The following is a 15,605-nucleotide window of genomic DNA, read 5'->3' on the forward strand; positions in this document are numbered from 1 at the left end:
CCATTTTTAATATATGAAATTATCCCATTCTTTATAGGAAAATATTTTATTTACGCTTTAATCTTATTGCGACGATTCAAACCAAATAATGTACCTACCGCTACAAGACATGCACTTAATCCCATCATTGCTACATTATTTGATGCTGTATTTGGTAATTTCTCACCTTGTACAACTGGCTTTGCTTCTTCTTTTTTAGCTACTTCATTCTTTTGCTCGGCTTTTATCGCTGCTTCTTTTTTAGCCATATCGTTTTTTAACTGTTCTTGCGCTATTCTCTTTTTCTCTTCTTCACTTTTTTTCTCAGCTTTTATTGTTTCCTCTTTTTTAGCCATATCATTTTTTTCTTGTACTTGTGCTGCTTGCTTTTTCTCTATTTCACTTTTTTGCTGTTCCTTGATTGCTTCTTCTTTTTTAGCTTTATCCTGTTGTACTTGCGCTTCTTCTTCCTTTGTTACTGTTCCAGTATCCGCACTCGCTACTGAAGAATATCCTACTGTTAAAAGTGCCATTGCACAAATTGGTAATAGTTTCTTTTTCATTTTCACTCTCTCCTTATATTTTATTCACATCTACTCGCATCGGATGTATTACTAGAATAAGCAAGAGATATAAATATAAGATGCAGATGAAATATATTTCATTTAAAGATTTCATTGTAGAAAAAGAAAAAAACATCGCAATATGTACGATGTTTTTTTCGGGTGTGTGTCTCAATTATTTACATGTTACTTTCGCGTGATTTGGAAGTAGAACGGGCCGGAGCGATAACTAATTGTCTCGGCTCAGTTTTCTTGAAGTGATTTTTGACGTTACACTTACGACGTTGAACAACCCACGCTTTAATAGGGTTTGTTAAAATAATCTTTTGCTCTTCGTTAGGGGCCTCTTCTTCAATCTTACAACTCTCGCTCCATTTATTCCATTTCATTGTAAATTTAGAAGAAGAATGATCATTTTCACGATCAAACAAGTGCAAAAAATCCATTTTTCCATCTAGCATTACGGTGTTACTAGTCGCTAAAAAAGAAAAGGTCGTCCAACGTTTCTCCATGCCCTCCTACTCCTTTTTCACATATAGAGTGCCTAAAACTTAATTTACCTAAAATATGCTTGCCTTTTACCTTACACCCATAGTTTATCCAAAATGCTATTATGCAACTATCGATTTGCCTTACAACTACCTTACATTTTTGTAAGAAACAAAAAAACCTTCACTCTATATAATGAAGGTTTCTTACTTTTTATCTATATGATCTCTCATATCATCAAGTCCAGCTTCTTTTAGCTGCGACATCATACCATGCGAAATTGCTCCTAACACTAAAGTCATTCCAATTAATGAAATACGAATCGCAGGTACATCAATTACGTAAGCCAACAGGCCAAGAACAATTGTTAAAAGTAATGCTTTTATAAATGTTACACTTGTGTACTGTTTCTTCTTCATCATATTCACCCTTTATGGAAGCGTTTTCTTAATATACTTAGTATATCATATCATCAGATGATTTTGTCGTTATCTTTGTAAAAAATTACTATCTCCTTTGACTTTTTCTATTCTATCCTTTACAGTCGAAATGTTCATAAGTTTTACACTGTAGGAGGATTACAATGAATATTGAAATAAAAGACACTTTAATTTCTGAAGAACAATTACAAGCAAAAGTTAAAGAATTAGCACTTCAAATCGAACGTGACTTTGAAGGAGAAGAAATCGTAGTTATCGCCGTATTAAAAGGTTCATTCGTATTTGCTGCTGATTTAATTCGTAACATCAAAAATGATGTAACAATTGACTTTATTTCTGCATCTAGCTACGGAAATCAAACAGAAACAACAGGAAAAGTGAAACTACTAAAAGATATCGACGTAAACATTACTGGGAAAAACGTAATTGTTGTAGAAGATATTATCGATTCTGGTTTAACACTTCATTTCCTAAAAGATCACTTCTTTATGCATAAACCAAAAGCACTCAAGTTCTGTACATTACTTGATAAACCAGAACGTCGTAAAGTAGACTTAACAGCTGAATATGTTGGCTTCCAAATTCCAGACGAATTCATCGTTGGATACGGTATCGACTGTGCGGAAAAATATCGTAACTTACCATTCATTGCTTCAGTTGTAACGGAATAATCGTATAACTTAAAAAATCGATAGTACATAAAATGTATATCGGCGATTTTTTTAATATATCGACTTACCGACAATAACTGACAATCTTAGCACCCAATTAATAGGGAGAAGCTGTTCTAAAATACATGGGAACAGCTCCTTTCTTTCCATTACAAACTACAGGGAGAGATGAAATATGACAAAGACAAAATTTGAAAAAGTACTCCTCATCGTAAATCCGAAAGCTGGTCAAGGTGACTTACATACAAATTTAACGAAAATCGTACCACCTCTTGCCGCAGCTTTTCCTGATCTACATATCCTTCATACGAAAAAACAAGATGATGCAACAAAATATTGCCAAGAGTTTGCTAGTAAAGTAGATTTAATTATCGTCTTTGGTGGTGATGGAACAGTATTTGAATGCACAAATGGCTTAGCACCTCTCGAAACTAGACCTACACTTGCAATCATTCCAGGTGGAACTTGCAACGACTTCTCTCGCACACTTGGTGTTCCGCAAAACATTGCAGAAGCGGCAAAACTTATTACAAAAGAACATATAAAACCAGTTGACGTTGCAAAAGCAAATGAACAACATTTCTTAAACTTCTGGGGCATTGGACTCGTATCTGAAGTATCAAACAATATCGATGCAGAAGAAAAAGCAAAGCTTGGTAAAATCGGTTACTATTTAAGCACAATTCGAACTGTAAAAAATGCTGAAACATTCCCAGTAAAAATTACTTATGACGGACAAGTATATGAAGACGAAGCTGTCCTTGTCATGGTTGGAAATGGTGAATATCTTGGTGGTATTCCATCCTTTATTCCGAACGTAAAATGTGATGACGGAACACTTGATATTTTCGTAGTCAAATCAACAGGTATTCAAGCATTTAAAGATTACATCGGAAAGAAACTATTTGAAGACTCAAATGAAAATGACATCTTCCACGTAAAAGCGAAATCCATTCATATTGAAACGAAAGAAGAAAAAGAAGTAGATACAGATGGAGAAAGCTCGCTTCATACACCTTGTCACATTGAATTATTACCAGGACACTTTACGATGATTTATAATCCTGCGGTTGTGTAATAAAAAAACGAGTGCTAGCACTCGTTTTTTCTCTTCTAATCTAGTTATATTGTTGGATCATTTCCTCTATTTCTTTAACTCTCTCTAAAGTAATTCCATTTCTTTGTTCGATCGCTAAAGGATGCTCGGTTGGCTCTAATTCAACATACGGTGCCATTCCAACTTCTCTTATATGTACATTTGTTTTTAAATTTAGTGTTTCTGGATAAACTGGTATTTCTACAGATAACCAACCAAAATAAGGATCACTATTTTCTCGGCCTCTCTCATCCCACTTTTCTAATACTTCATCATAACTTTCTTTACTAAGTGATACCCACACAGTCCATATGAAATTTTCGTGGTAGTCAATTATAGGAATCTCTAAACATCCTCTAATAAAATAGAAGAATGGCTTGTTTGCATACTCTAGTTCTTTTTATGTACAATGAAGGAAAGAAGCACCTTCATATAAGGGAGAGGACAAACTTTGTTCAACCAACAGTTAGTTAATTTACGCATTGATTTTGCATTTAAACAATTGTTTGGTACGAATGGTAGCGAAGATATTCTAATTGCATTTTTAAATGCTATGTTACAAGAGTCTTTAGAGTCGCCCATTGCTTCTCTACAACTAGAAGATCCACATTTACACAGGGAATATGAAGAGGATAAGTTATCTATTTTAGACATTTCAGCAACATTAGACACAGGAACAAAAGTCAATGTAGAAATACAACTCAATAATAATCACGATATGGTTAAACGCAGTTTATATTATTGGGGAAGACTATACACATCTCAACTACAAAAAGGGATGCCCTACAGTGCACTTCACAAAACCATCACCATAAACTTACTAAACTTCGTAATGTTTTCGGAACACCCAGCCTTCCATACAACAAGCATATTATGGAATACACAACAACAAAAACTCCTGAGTGACGACATTGAAATCCACATTATAGAAATTCCAAAGTTAACTGAACAATGGCATGAAGAAAAAGTAAATCCGTGGAAAGATCCATTTGTTCGTTGGCTTTTATTGCTTTCAGCAAATGAGGATGAGCACTTAACTAAACTATTGGAGGATATTGCTATGAACCAAGACCCTATTTTACAAAAAGCGATAAATAAATGGGAACGTATGAGTCAAGATTCTTCTTTCCGACAAGCCTATGATGCAAGGGAGAAAGTTTTAATGGATGAAGCCGCAAAATTCGCCCATGCAGAGACAGAAGGAATAAAAAGAGGAATGGAACAAGGGATGAAACAAGGAATTAAAAAAGGCATTGAACAAGGCATTGAACAGGGCATTGAACAAGGCATTGAACAGGGCATTGAACAAGGTCGAAAAGAAGGAGTTCAGCAGGGAAAAGTTCAAATGATTAAAAATATGTATGATCTTGGTATACCACTTGAAACGATTGCTAAGGCAAGTAAATTAAGTTTGCATGAGATTGAGCATATTTTAGGACATAAATAGTGATAAAAAAAGAGCTTGAATAGTTTCAAGCTCTTTTTTTATCAACTCTCCTCAATATCATCCAATTGAGTCTTATAACATTCATCACACTCTGACCTCGTAGGAAGAATCCCTCTGTCATCAGGTAATAAAACCCTCAAAACTTCTCGTTCCATCTCTACGAAAGACTTCATAATAATGGGATATCCTTCAATAATATTCGTATACTCAATCCCTTGTTCAAACTTTTTTCCGCTCTTTATTTCTTCTATTATCGTACAAAAAACACTATGCGCGACTTCAGGATCCATATTTAATGCTATTTGTAAATCTTGATGATTAAAGTTATCTCTTAGACCATGCGTATGATAATTAGCATGGATGCCATCAATATCTTCTGCTAATATGCTATGCATGTACCATCCATACTCTTGTAGCATATTTTCTTCCCATTCATCTGCATCCTCTTCTAAATCTTCATCAAACAAATTCGGATCATACCACACATCCTCGTAATCTCCAGCAATTAAAAATCTCCAACCAGGTGGTAACCCTAAATACTTCTTTATTTCAGGTGCCCATTCATCAATATGTTGAACGTGTAAAGGAAGAAAGAAATCTTCTTCTGTCCCCATTTCTTCACCAGCCCAAATGTACCAACCTGTCGTTCCGTTTTCTATAGGCATTCGTAACCCATTAATCGGAGCGATACCATCTTTCACATTTTGCGCTATTCCTAATTTCAAGTCATTCGGAGATTCTACATACTCCGCTTTATATTTATCACATATACTCCTCTGTTCTTTTATGTATTTTTCCATCCTTTTAGCACACTCCCCAATTTTTGAAAGATAGATTTCTTTGCCGAAGCACTCTCTAACTTCCATACCCCACACGGATTATAAAATGGATCCTCTTGTTCATAACGATTATCTATATAATGAGATAAAAGATACACTGGAGCATCTTCTGTGAAACTAATTGTATCTCCATCTTTCAAATTAGGTTTTTCCAATATATTATGTAGGTTAAAATCATTTAATAAATCTACAGCTACTTCCGGATCTATCCATCCGTCTAAAACAACGTCTGGTAGATTAAATGCTTGCATTCCACATGAATAGTAGCCGTCCTCTTCATCTCCAACTAAAGTTACAAGGTGCGAATACATCGGGAATATTTCCTTATCCTCTGCAAGCTCTTGCCATTCTTCTTTCGAATAAGCCATACCTGCTGTTTCAACTTTTAAAGCAAGTCCACCTGCATTTAAAAGTTCCATTCCTACATCAATTACTTCTTGTAATCTCTCTGTATCGTCAACTTTTGCAATAACATACACTGTATAAGTATGCTTCTCCAACTCCTGAAGCAATTCTTCATCAAAACGCTCACCACTTGCATAGAAGAAAGCCTCTCTCAAAGAAGGGTCTTGTTCATATATATCAATTTCAAAGCCAATCTCTTTCTCCTTATGGTGCATAACATTTCCCGCTAATATATAGTTACTTTTACTCACAACTTCTTGTATTAATTCTGTTCTATCTTTCCATAAACCAGGTACTCCAATAACGATTTGTGTCTCCATCATATGCACTCCACTTCTCATCTATTTTCAATCTATTCTTTCAATCTTCCAAACTAAATTAGCTGGGATATCTTTCTCTAAAAAGGTTAACATCCATACAGTTTAGGCATCCTACTATGATTAAAATCTCCAAATATAACACTCCATGTGTACATTTATATTTATTTTCGTTTACATACTATTGTTATTCATAATCCATTTTAGCTAATAAACAAACGAAAGAGAACTAGGTGGATTAATGTTTACTTAAAAATAAAAAGTCCGAAACTATATAAAGTGATTTCGGACTTTTTATTTTTAAAATATTAAATTACATTTCGAACAAAAAGGAGCTGAATTTCCTCTTCTAATTTTTGTATCACATTTTGGACAATATACATATCGTTCCTCTACCTTTTGTCGTTCTATCATGTGTAAAGATACTATTTTCATACTGCACATAATTCCAATTAAGATAAGGCTAAAAATGAGTAGCACAACGCTCTTCCTCCCTTAACTACTTACCTATATTTTACCATTAAATAAAGATAATTTTATACTTATAATCCTATCTTGTCCTTCATACTGGAAGAAACTTTCTTTACTTCTATTTACTCATCAGTGTGATTCTTTTTTGTCTATATAAATAAAGAATACCTGTAACAATAAAAACAATCACGCCAAAATACAAGCCATATTCTATCGCAATCGCTACAATACTTTCAATGTGTTGTCCAAATAAAGCACCGAGCACAAAGTAAACGAGTGTCCAAACAAATCCTGTCGTATAAGAATACAAAGCATACGTCTTAAATGGCATGTTATTCATTCCAACTAAATACGGTACGATATGTCTTACAACTGGTATGAAGTAACTTGTGACTAACGCATAATGACCATACTTCTCTACCATTTGTTGAGATTTCAAAAGATATTTCGCCTTTTTCTTTTTCATTAGCTTATCAAGTACTTTCGTACCAAATATTTTCCCTAATATATAACCTAAAGAAAGCCCAGATACAACACCTAAATATGTTAATAAAAATGCAGGAATGACACTTAATATCCCTAGTGAAGATACAAAGCCACCACTCATTACGATCATTTCGTCTGGAATTGGCATACCAATAATACCTAACCATAAACAGAAAAATAATGCCCAATAACCGTATTGTTCAATATAAGATAATAATTCATGTAATTCCATTATGCATATGCTCTCCTTAGCTCTTTTTTACAGCTAAAGACATACGCTGGTGGGAAATTGAGCCACACTTTCTCTAGCGTAATTTCAGGAAAGAAGTGCTGTATAAATCCTTTTTTCACAAGTGAATATTGAAATGTAATAAATTCACCATTCTCATGTATCCCTTCCATTACATTGTTTAAAATACGCTTTGAAACTTCTTCTGGTAAAGAGGTAAAAGGTAATCCCGATAAAACGTAATCCACGCATTCTATATTGAGATCTTCTATATACTTTTTTATATTTTCGGCTGAACCGTGTACAACAATGACGTTCTGCTCATCTTTAAATTTTCTCTTTAGTTCCTTGCAAAACACTTCATTAATTTCAATAAGAAGAAATATTGTTTCCTTCTTCTTTCTCTTCATAATTTCTTTCGTAAAGACTCCCGTACCAGGACCTAACTCTACAATGCATTTCGCTTTATTAAAATCAATTACATCTACCATTTTCTTTGCTAATATTTTTGAACTTGGCGCAATTGCACCAGTATGTTTCGGATGTTTAATAAATTCATGTAAGAATGTTATGAGTTGCATATAAACCTCTCCTCATTCGTTCAATAGTTTTTAACTTGTTTCTAAGTATAACTATTATTTCTTAATAAAAATTGAGGAGATTTCTTAAGATTTTATGAAGAATAAAAAAACAGCTATCGCCTCTAGCGATAGCTGTCCCTTATTACTTCGCACTCACGATCTTATAATAAGAACGAACTGTTAAGAAGTAATATCCAATATAAATCGCGCCGTATACTCCGATACTAATTAGAAGCGGAATCATAATTTCAAATGGTAATATATTTGATAAACCTTTTAGTGCAAATAGGCTGTGTAAAATACCAATTACTAACGGAATAGCAAAGATAAAGCTCACTTGTTTTGCGATAGCTCTCTTCATCTCTTGCTTCGTTACACCAATTTTATGAAGAACAACGTAGCGATCACGGTCAGCACTTGCTTCTGTTAATTGTTTAAAGTAAATGATTGAGCCTGTTGCTAATAGGAATACTAATCCTAAGAATAACCCAATAAACATCATTAAGCCTGTTGTTTCAAGCCCCATTTGGAATCCTGTATAGAAATCGTTAAATGGTTTTAAAACTTCTGATTCTCCAGCTGGCATAATGCTTGCTAATTTTGCTGTTAACTCTTTACTATTTCGCTCACCTTTTACATCAATATTTTTTACAGTACGCGTTTCGTTTACTTGTTTCACTTGCTCATATGTTTTATCAGGAACGATTACAAATAGTTCATTTAAATTTGTAAGGCTTCTATTATTTACACCTTTAATTTTTAATTCTTTTGACTCGTTTCCAACAGGGAATACAGCTGTATTTCCTGTATAAAGAGGACCAAAACCAAGTTTCTCAATATATAAGCTATCATATACGAAAGCTTCATTCGCACTTAAATTTACAGGTTCTACATCTAAATGTTTCACAAGTGTATTAAAGCTTGATTGAGAAATAAGCTGGTACTGATTCGTAACATTATAGTGTGTGTTCAGAACTTGATCAGCTCTTTCACCTTTAAATGTTCCCTTCACAGAAATCATTTCAACTTCTGATTCATATGTGACTGGGTGATTATTCTTCTCTCCAGCAAGTATTTCATTTACTTTTTTATCTAATGCTGCATCTTTTTTCTCATAGGAATAACTATACGGCGCAGCAACTTTTGATTGCGTAAATGTGTTGTAATACATCGTAACTGACGTACCAACCGCTGTTAATGTTACCGCACTTAAAATAGCGATTGTCGCCAGTGATTTCGCATTTCCTTTAATACGATATAGTAACTGTGATGTCGTTACCATATTCATACCATTATAAAATGCTGACTTATTATTTCTTGCACGTTTCAATACAAATACTGTGAAGAACATGAACAGTAAATAAGTCCCTGCTACTGTCGCTAATAAAATATATAATGCAACGACCATAAAGTCTGCATACATAACTGCTTTCATGTACATTAATGCTAAAAAATAACCTGAACCGATTAAGAAAACTGAAATTAATGCCATAATGACAGATCCTTTTGGCATTGCTTCTCCTTCACGTTCTGCACGGAAAAGTTCAATTAACTTAAAGCGATAAATTAAACGATATCCTTGAAGTGATGTATATAAAATAATCACAAAGAAAATAATTGCTGTATCAATAATGGCAGCCATCGGTACTTCAAAATGAACGTTTAAATTTAATCCCATCATATTTACTAATAACTCAAGGAATAATTTTGAAAGGACACTACCGATCGCAATCCCAATTACTAATGACATTAATCCCATTAACATATTTTCATAAAAGAGCATTTTACCAATTTGTCTTTTACGGATACCTAATAACGAATATAAGCCAACTTCTTTTTTACGTTTACGTGTAAAGAATCCGTTCGAATATATAATGAACACTGCTACGAAAATGATAAGCATCACACTTGAAACTTGGAACGCTCCGCTAATTTTTTTTGAAGCTTCTGCTGCTTTTTCCATTTGTGAATTATATTGCAGTGCTTTAAATGTAAAATAAATAACGATACTAAAAATCATAGATGCAAAATATACAAAGTAGTCTTTAAAGTTCCGCTGTATGTTGCGGAGGGCAATGCTAGATAAGGTCATCAGCCATACCTCCAGAAATAGAAGACATTACGTCAACAATTTTTTGGAAGAACTGTTTACGCGTCGATTCACCGCGATGTAATTCTTTATATAGTTCACCATCTTTAATGAAAATAACTCGTTTACAATAACTTGCTGCAAACGCATCGTGCGTTACCATTAAAATTGTTGAGTTATCATATTCATTTAACGACTTCATACTTTCAAGTAAATCTGTTGCAGATTTAGAATCAAGTGCTCCAGTTGGCTCGTCTCCGAAAATCATACTTGGATTCGTAACAATTGCACGCGATGCTGCACAGCGCTGCTTCTGTCCACCAGATACTTGATATGGGAACTGACTTAAAATATGATCAATACCGAATTTCTTTGAGATTTCAAGAACGCGGCGATCAATCTCACTCGCTTTCACCTTTGATAACGCAAGTGGTAAAGCGATATTCTCTTTCACCGTTAACGTATCTAATAAGTTATAATCTTGGAAAATGAAACCTAAATGATCACGGCGGAATAACGCTAACTTATCATCATTCATCTTTACAATATCTTTTCCATCAATTAAAATTTCACCGTTCGTCGCATTATCAATTGTAGAAAGAACATTCAGTAAAGTCGTCTTACCAGAACCAGAAGGTCCCATAATTCCAACGAACTCACCTTCTTTTACTTGTAAGTTAATACCTTTTAACGCTGCAAATTTATTCCCACCCGTGTCGTACACTTTTTCAATATTTTTTGCTTCTAACACTGTTTTCATCTCGACATCCCTCATTTCTTCTATTCTCTATTTTCAACTATATACACTCTCTACTCTTGCCACTATCGATGTTTCTTACACAAACATGACAGTTATGTAAGACGCATAAGTAAAGATATAAAAATTTAACCTACTGAACAAAAGTACTTTGTTACTATAACATTGGGATATCATACCATCCATTCATTCTCCTTACAGGAACATTACAATTTTGTAAGGTTAAAAATGTCCCCTACAAAGTTGTGCACGAAATGTCGGATGGAGCTATTTCGTTCCTGCTATTCTATGTACAGAGGAGGTCATAATATGGATTCACTTAAAAATATGAATACTGCAATGCGCTATATTGAAGATAACCTTACGAATGAAATTGATTTTAAAGAAGTTGCGAGGCTAGCTCTCTGTTCTGAGTATCACTTTAAAAGAATGTTTTCGTTTTTAGCAGGTATATCACTGTCTGATTATATTCGCTGTAGACGTCTTACTCTCGCTGCCTTTGAACTAAAAAATAGCGATGCAAAAGTCATTGATGTCGCTATAAAATATGGGTACAACTCACCAGATTCATTCGCTCGTGCATTTCAAAACTTGCACGGTATAACACCTTCTGAAGCCCGAAATAGTAGCCATTCTTTGAAGGCTTATTCACCAATGACCTTCCAATTATCCATTCAAGGAGGAAATGAAATGAACTATCGAATTGAAGAAAAAGAGCCATTTCGAATTATAGGTATTACAAAACGAGTACCAATCGTTTTTAACGGTGTAAATGAAGAAATTGCTTCTATGTGGAAAAGTTTAAACCCAGATTCTATTCAAACATTAAAGTCCCTTTCAAACATTGAACCTACTGGAATCATTAGTGCTTCTACTAACTTTTCTGAAGGAAGAATGGAGGAAAAGGGAGAACTCGATCACTACATTGGAGTAGCCACAACAAAGGATTGTCCAGAGCAGTTTAAACAGCTTGAAGTTACTGCTTCAACATGGGCTATATTCGAAGCTGTCGGTCCATTTCCTGATGCATTACAAAATGTATGGGGACGTATTTACTCTGAATGGTTCCCTTCTTCGAACTATGAACTAGCGGAAGGACCGGAGATATTGTGGAATAAACAGAAAGATATATCTTCTCCAAACTTTAAAAGTGAAATTTGGATACCGGTTTTGAAGAAGTGATAAAAAACAAAGCTGCTCTTCCCTAAAAGGAAAAGCAGCTTTATTTACATTTTCAACTCTTCTTTATAAATACTATATGACTTTATTGTTGATACGATAATGCATATTAATATGATTCCAATCCCTATAAAAATATTAAATGGATCTGGAAGCAAAGCCCCGGCATATATACAAAGTGAACCTATTACAAATACCCTCGAAGCAAATCTATGTGTTTTCCTCCAAACTACAGGATTTTCTAATGTCCAGTCCATTCGAATGCCTACTAACCCGTTTGGCTTCGTTTGTTGCATGTAATTACCTAGTACAAGAAACAATGTTCCAAGTCCAAAATTAAATGCAATTGAGCCCGATGCAATATAATTAGACGCTGCTAATAGCGCAAATAAGTTACAGCCGAATCCTATCAAAAGAATAGCATAACGGATTGCGGAAAGGACTTTAGCATGCTGTTTATACTTATCTTTCGTTACGTCAATATACCCAAGAGCTAGCCATATCAAATACAGCAACATCATGCTTCCTATTGAAACAGAACTTGCTTCTACTTTAGAAAAATATCCATCTACTACTCCTGCTGCATTATAATGGCGTGGAATTTGTTCTGGTAAATGTGGCCATACAATATACCATCCAATTACAATGCCAATAATTAAACTCCATGGTAATACGTGTCTTTTCATCCTCTCTCCCCCATAATTTTTTATTAAGCCCCTATTTCTTTTTTATAAGCAATATATGAATATCCCATTGTTAATCCTACTGCACCGGTAATAATGCCAATGATTAGGAAACCTTTCCACGCTGCCGGAGCAAAAATACTTAAAATCATAATAACTCCTAATACAACAAACACCTTCCCACTAAAACGGTGTGTCTTTCTCCATACTTCCTCGTTACTTAATGTCCACGGTGTTTTTATACCTACAAAGTAATTTGGTTTACATTGTGGTAAATAGTTTCCGATGATTATAAATAAAAGACCAACAAGAATATATGGTGTACTATTCATTGGAATGTCATAACCTAATCCAGCTCCAATTCCAATGATACTTACTAAAAATAATAGGAATAATACGCTATAATTTATTACATTATACCCTTTAGAAAATTTCTCATAATTCTCATGCTTAGGATCTATCTTAGGCAATAAAGTCAATAAAGCATATATAAAAACCATAACTGCAACATCCAAAATCATCATGCCCATTTTTGACATACGCCCATCTACCTCACCAGACACATTCCAATGACTCGGAACCTCTCCCGGTAAATGCGGCCACGCGATGCACCATGCAATAATCGTTAAAGCTATTAATAGTAACGGAAATATATGCTTTCTCATTTCCCCTCTTCCCCCTTATTCGTAAATGTAAACACCCAAGTCAACAAATCTTGAAAGACCGTTGTGTTTAAAGAGTACACAACGAATTGCCCTTTCTTTTCATCTTGAATAAGTTCAGCATTTTTAAGTGCGTTTAAGTGGTGTGAAATACTTGGTTTTGTCATATTGAAATGTTCAGCGATCTCACCAGCGGTTAGATCACCTTCTTTTAATAAGTCTAAAATTTTTCGCCTTGTTGGATCTGCTAATGCTTTGAATGCTTGATTCAATGTCTTTCTTCCTTTCGATAATTAGACATTTAGATACTTATCTAAATGTTAAAATGATTTCAGTTGATTGTCAATTATATACGAGGCCCTTTTTACTTTTCTCACTTTTAACCTATACTGTTTACTAGCTTATCTTTCAACATAATGAAAAGACTTGAAACACATGATACACTATAGCTACAATTGTTTTTCTGAGGAGGAATATACATATGTATAAAATTTTAATCGTTGAAGACGATCCAAATATTTCATCATTACTGCAATCTCACATTCAGAAGTACGGTTATGAAGCTGTTGTTGCAGAGAATTTCGATGATATTATGGAATCGTTTAACGCTGTGAAACCACATCTTGTTTTACTTGATGTAAACTTACCGAAATTCGATGGTTTCTACTGGTGCCGTCAAATTCGTCATGAATCTACTTGTCCAATTATTTTCATTTCAGCGCGTGCTGGTGAGATGGAACAAATTATGGCAATTGAAAGCGGTGCGGATGATTACATTACAAAACCATTCCACTACGACGTTGTAATGGCAAAAATTAAAGGACAATTACGCCGTATTTACGGTGATTATGCACCAAATATTTCTGAACGTATCGTTGAAGTAGAAGGTTTAAAACTATTCCCAGAACGTCCTGAAATTCACTTCGGATCTGAACAAGTTCTTTTAACGAAAAAAGAAGCTATTTTAGCTGAAATGTTATTATCTAAATTCCCTCGTACAGCAAGCCGTGAAGATTTATTAGCTGCGCTTTGGGATGACGAAAGCTTCGTTGAAGAAAATACATTAAACGTAAACATTACGCGTCTTCGTAAAAAGTTTAATGAGCTTGGTATTGAGAACTCTATTGAAACAGTACGTGGACTTGGATATCGCTTTAACGCAACTTGGAGTGAATAAGCATGAAGCTATTTTTACGTGATCATTTTGCATTTTTCCTACTGTACGTTTTAAACTTCGGTATCATTTTCGTTCTTTATGATGCAGTAGATGGATTTCAAAACAATAAATTTTATTTCGTCGTTTTAAGTTTATATTTATTTATTTGTTTCCTCGCTTACCGTTACGTTCGCAATCGTAGAATGTACCATAGATTAAGCGAGCAACCAGAAAAAATGGAAGATGCGTTTATTGAAAGAGCAACTGCTCCGATGCCTCACGGTGTCAATGAACTCGTGCGTACGCAGTACCGCCTCTTCCAAAAAGAACTACAATCGTATGAAGTAAAACAACAAGAACATCAATTATTCATTAACCACTGGGTACATCAAATGAAGACACCTGTTTCTGTTATGCAGCTTATGGTGCTAGAAATGGAAGACGAGCATTTAATTCCAAAGTTTAAAAAAGAATTAGAGCGTCTAAACCAAGGGCTTGATATGGCTTTATACATGGCTAGGTTAAATAACTTCCATGAAGATTTCCATGTTGAGACGATTTCATTAAAAGATACGGTAACAAAAAATATTAACGGATTAAAAGAACTATTCATTCGTAATGGTGTCTTCCCTGTTTTAGAAGTCCATTCTGATTTAAAAGTTGCTTCTGATGCGAAATGGCTAAAATTTATCATCTATCAGTTAATGACAAATGCTGTTCGTTACTCTGGTGAGCGCGGAAAGAAAGTTTTCTTATCTGCTTACCGAAACGGAAAGGATATTATTTTAGAAGTTCGTGATGAAGGTGTTGGTATTCCGCAAGAAGATATTCGAAGAGTATTTGAACCATTTTACACTGGGAAAAACGGTCGCGCATTCGGAGAATCTACTGGTATGGGGCTTTATATTGTAAGTAAAATTTGTGATTATTTAGGTCACTCTGTCAAACTAGATTCTGAAGTTGGTAAAGGAACGACGATTAAAATCATCTTCCACAACGCTGCAAATAATCAAGCAGAACATACGGAGAAGGTGACCGAAGCATGATCGTAACATATGCAAGCAAA

Annotated in this window: 19 protein-coding genes and 1 pseudogene; 6 read left to right on the plus strand and 14 right to left on the minus strand. The window is 34.4% G+C overall.

The window, feature by feature from the left end:
• Window positions 1-50 precede the first annotated feature (50 nt).
• The 3 genes from ACS2CR_RS01580 to ACS2CR_RS01590 all read right to left on the minus strand — a co-directional run bounded on the left by ACS2CR_RS01580 (window position 51) and on the right by ACS2CR_RS01590 (window position 1,453).
• A complete protein-coding gene (locus ACS2CR_RS01580) occupies window positions 51-542 on the minus strand; it encodes an LPXTG cell wall anchor domain-containing protein (RefSeq protein WP_000728022.1) in 492 nt (163 codons plus the stop codon).
• A gap of 179 nt (window positions 543-721) precedes the next feature.
• Complete coding sequence (locus tag ACS2CR_RS01585) at window positions 722-1,054, minus strand: hypothetical protein (protein WP_000415619.1); 333 nt, start codon at window positions 1,052-1,054, stop codon at window positions 722-724.
• Window positions 1,055-1,237: 183 nt separating this feature from the next.
• The gene (locus tag ACS2CR_RS01590) at window positions 1,238-1,453 is read right to left on the minus strand and encodes a hypothetical protein (protein WP_002001286.1); all 216 of its coding nucleotides are present in this window, start codon (window positions 1,451-1,453) and stop codon (window positions 1,238-1,240) included.
• Window positions 1,454-1,614: 161 nt separating this feature from the next.
• On the opposite strand from ACS2CR_RS01590, the gene hpt reads away from it, so the two are divergent.
• On the plus strand, window positions 1,615-2,142 hold the full coding sequence (hpt, locus tag ACS2CR_RS01595; protein ID WP_001019298.1) for a hypoxanthine phosphoribosyltransferase: 528 nt from the start codon (window positions 1,615-1,617) through the stop codon (window positions 2,140-2,142).
• Window positions 2,143-2,317: 175 nt separating this feature from the next.
• Window positions 2,318-3,220 (plus strand): diacylglycerol/lipid kinase family protein, encoded by a 903-nt coding sequence (locus ACS2CR_RS01600; protein ID WP_053514586.1) that lies wholly within the window; start codon window positions 2,318-2,320, stop codon window positions 3,218-3,220.
• Window positions 3,221-3,260: 40 nt separating this feature from the next.
• Here the strand turns inward: ACS2CR_RS01600 and ACS2CR_RS01605 are convergent.
• Window positions 3,261-3,605: pseudogene (locus ACS2CR_RS01605) on the minus strand (DUF2199 domain-containing protein); the annotation flags it as partial.
• Between the two features lie 84 nt (window positions 3,606-3,689).
• Between ACS2CR_RS01605 and ACS2CR_RS01610 the strand changes: the two are divergent.
• Complete coding sequence (locus ACS2CR_RS01610; RefSeq protein WP_153602469.1) at window positions 3,690-4,685, plus strand: Rpn family recombination-promoting nuclease/putative transposase; 996 nt, start codon at window positions 3,690-3,692, stop codon at window positions 4,683-4,685.
• 41 nt (window positions 4,686-4,726) lie between these two features.
• Here the strand turns inward: ACS2CR_RS01610 and ACS2CR_RS01615 are convergent, their stop codons facing one another.
• The 7 genes from ACS2CR_RS01615 to ACS2CR_RS01645 all read right to left on the minus strand — a co-directional run bounded on the left by ACS2CR_RS01615 (window position 4,727) and on the right by ACS2CR_RS01645 (window position 10,862).
• Window positions 4,727-5,485 (minus strand): DUF4262 domain-containing protein, encoded by a 759-nt coding sequence (locus ACS2CR_RS01615; RefSeq protein WP_016110843.1) that lies wholly within the window; start codon window positions 5,483-5,485, stop codon window positions 4,727-4,729.
• Entirely contained in the window at window positions 5,470-6,249 is a 780-nt protein-coding gene (locus ACS2CR_RS01620; RefSeq protein ID WP_053514584.1) for a DUF4261 domain-containing protein, read from the minus strand. The genes ACS2CR_RS01615 and ACS2CR_RS01620 overlap by 16 nt, the downstream gene beginning before the upstream one ends.
• A 297-nt stretch (window positions 6,250-6,546) precedes the next feature.
• A complete protein-coding gene (locus ACS2CR_RS01625) occupies window positions 6,547-6,726 on the minus strand; it encodes a hypothetical protein (RefSeq protein WP_001986677.1) in 180 nt (59 codons plus the stop codon).
• A 109-nt stretch (window positions 6,727-6,835) separates the two neighbouring features.
• Entirely contained in the window at window positions 6,836-7,435 is a 600-nt protein-coding gene (locus ACS2CR_RS01630; protein ID WP_000418920.1) for a DedA family protein, read from the minus strand.
• The gene (locus ACS2CR_RS01635; RefSeq protein WP_001176053.1) at window positions 7,435-8,013 is read right to left on the minus strand and encodes a class I SAM-dependent methyltransferase; all 579 of its coding nucleotides are present in this window, start codon (window positions 8,011-8,013) and stop codon (window positions 7,435-7,437) included. Before ACS2CR_RS01635 ends, ACS2CR_RS01630 begins: the two co-directional genes overlap by 1 nt.
• A 142-nt stretch (window positions 8,014-8,155) precedes the next feature.
• Window positions 8,156-10,105, minus strand: a complete 1,950-nt coding sequence (locus tag ACS2CR_RS01640) for an ABC transporter permease (protein ID WP_153602468.1) — start codon at window positions 10,103-10,105, stop codon at window positions 8,156-8,158.
• On the minus strand, window positions 10,092-10,862 hold the full coding sequence (locus tag ACS2CR_RS01645) for an ABC transporter ATP-binding protein (protein ID WP_000859655.1): 771 nt from the start codon (window positions 10,860-10,862) through the stop codon (window positions 10,092-10,094). The genes ACS2CR_RS01640 and ACS2CR_RS01645 overlap by 14 nt, the downstream gene beginning before the upstream one ends.
• 306 nt (window positions 10,863-11,168) lie before the next feature.
• Between ACS2CR_RS01645 and ACS2CR_RS01650 the strand changes: the two genes are divergently transcribed.
• The gene (locus ACS2CR_RS01650; RefSeq protein WP_000377728.1) at window positions 11,169-12,041 is read left to right on the plus strand and encodes an AraC family transcriptional regulator; all 873 of its coding nucleotides are present in this window, start codon (window positions 11,169-11,171) and stop codon (window positions 12,039-12,041) included.
• A gap of 44 nt (window positions 12,042-12,085) precedes the next feature.
• Here the strand turns inward: ACS2CR_RS01650 and ACS2CR_RS01655 are convergent, their stop codons facing one another.
• The 3 genes from ACS2CR_RS01655 to ACS2CR_RS01665 are packed head-to-tail and all read right to left on the minus strand — an operon-like array spanning window position 12,086 to window position 13,655.
• Complete coding sequence (locus ACS2CR_RS01655) at window positions 12,086-12,724, minus strand: SdpI family protein (RefSeq protein ID WP_000820678.1); 639 nt, start codon at window positions 12,722-12,724, stop codon at window positions 12,086-12,088.
• Between the two features lie 23 nt (window positions 12,725-12,747).
• A complete protein-coding gene (locus tag ACS2CR_RS01660) occupies window positions 12,748-13,386 on the minus strand; it encodes an SdpI family protein (protein ID WP_053514582.1) in 639 nt (212 codons plus the stop codon).
• Complete coding sequence (locus tag ACS2CR_RS01665) at window positions 13,383-13,655, minus strand: autorepressor SdpR family transcription factor (protein ID WP_001070526.1); 273 nt, start codon at window positions 13,653-13,655, stop codon at window positions 13,383-13,385. The genes ACS2CR_RS01660 and ACS2CR_RS01665 overlap by 4 nt, the downstream gene beginning before the upstream one ends.
• 209 nt (window positions 13,656-13,864) lie before the next feature.
• Here ACS2CR_RS01665 and ACS2CR_RS01670 point away from each other — a divergent pair, with 209 nt between their 5' ends.
• Both ACS2CR_RS01670 and ACS2CR_RS01675 read left to right on the plus strand, forming a co-directional pair.
• Window positions 13,865-14,560, plus strand: a complete 696-nt coding sequence (locus ACS2CR_RS01670; RefSeq protein ID WP_000276738.1) for a response regulator transcription factor — start codon at window positions 13,865-13,867, stop codon at window positions 14,558-14,560.
• 2 nt (window positions 14,561-14,562) lie between these two features.
• Window positions 14,563-15,585 carry a sensor histidine kinase gene (locus tag ACS2CR_RS01675; RefSeq protein WP_000765341.1) on the plus strand — a complete coding sequence of 341 codons (1,023 nt, stop codon included), beginning with the start codon at window positions 14,563-14,565 and terminating at the stop codon, window positions 15,583-15,585.
• Window positions 15,586-15,605: the final 20 nt, after the last annotated feature.

The organism is Bacillus cereus group sp. BceL291 (assembly GCF_051776705.1).
In the GTDB taxonomy this organism is placed as follows: Bacteria; Bacillota; Bacilli; order Bacillales; family Bacillaceae_G; genus Bacillus_A; species Bacillus_A cereus.

Bases quoted from the DNA above. Each gene is read 5' to 3' on its own strand.
- ACS2CR_RS01635 (WP_001176053.1), bottom strand. From the start codon at position 8,013: ATGCAACTCATAACATTCTTACATGAATTTATTAAACATCCGAAACAT.
- ACS2CR_RS01640 (WP_153602468.1), bottom strand. From the start codon at position 10,105: ATGACCTTATCTAGCATTGCCCTCCGCAACATACAGCGGAACTTTAAA.
- ACS2CR_RS01615 (WP_016110843.1), bottom strand. From the start codon at position 5,485: ATGGAAAAATACATAAAAGAACAGAGGAGTATATGTGATAAATATAAA.
- ACS2CR_RS01645 (WP_000859655.1), bottom strand. From the start codon at position 10,862: ATGAAAACAGTGTTAGAAGCAAAAAATATTGAAAAAGTGTACGACACG.
- hpt (WP_001019298.1), top strand. From the start codon at position 1,615: ATGAATATTGAAATAAAAGACACTTTAATTTCTGAAGAACAATTACAA.
- ACS2CR_RS01650 (WP_000377728.1), top strand. From the start codon at position 11,169: ATGGATTCACTTAAAAATATGAATACTGCAATGCGCTATATTGAAGAT.
- ACS2CR_RS01580 (WP_000728022.1), bottom strand. From the start codon at position 542: ATGAAAAAGAAACTATTACCAATTTGTGCAATGGCACTTTTAACAGTA.
- ACS2CR_RS01670 (WP_000276738.1), top strand. From the start codon at position 13,865: ATGTATAAAATTTTAATCGTTGAAGACGATCCAAATATTTCATCATTA.
- ACS2CR_RS01600 (WP_053514586.1), top strand. From the start codon at position 2,318: ATGACAAAGACAAAATTTGAAAAAGTACTCCTCATCGTAAATCCGAAA.
- ACS2CR_RS01675 (WP_000765341.1), top strand. From the start codon at position 14,563: ATGAAGCTATTTTTACGTGATCATTTTGCATTTTTCCTACTGTACGTT.
- ACS2CR_RS01660 (WP_053514582.1), bottom strand. From the start codon at position 13,386: ATGAGAAAGCATATATTTCCGTTACTATTAATAGCTTTAACGATTATT.
- ACS2CR_RS01590 (WP_002001286.1), bottom strand. From the start codon at position 1,453: ATGATGAAGAAGAAACAGTACACAAGTGTAACATTTATAAAAGCATTA.
- ACS2CR_RS01655 (WP_000820678.1), bottom strand. From the start codon at position 12,724: ATGAAAAGACACGTATTACCATGGAGTTTAATTATTGGCATTGTAATT.
- ACS2CR_RS01620 (WP_053514584.1), bottom strand. From the start codon at position 6,249: ATGGAGACACAAATCGTTATTGGAGTACCTGGTTTATGGAAAGATAGA.
- ACS2CR_RS01585 (WP_000415619.1), bottom strand. From the start codon at position 1,054: ATGGAGAAACGTTGGACGACCTTTTCTTTTTTAGCGACTAGTAACACC.
- ACS2CR_RS01630 (WP_000418920.1), bottom strand. From the start codon at position 7,435: ATGGAATTACATGAATTATTATCTTATATTGAACAATACGGTTATTGG.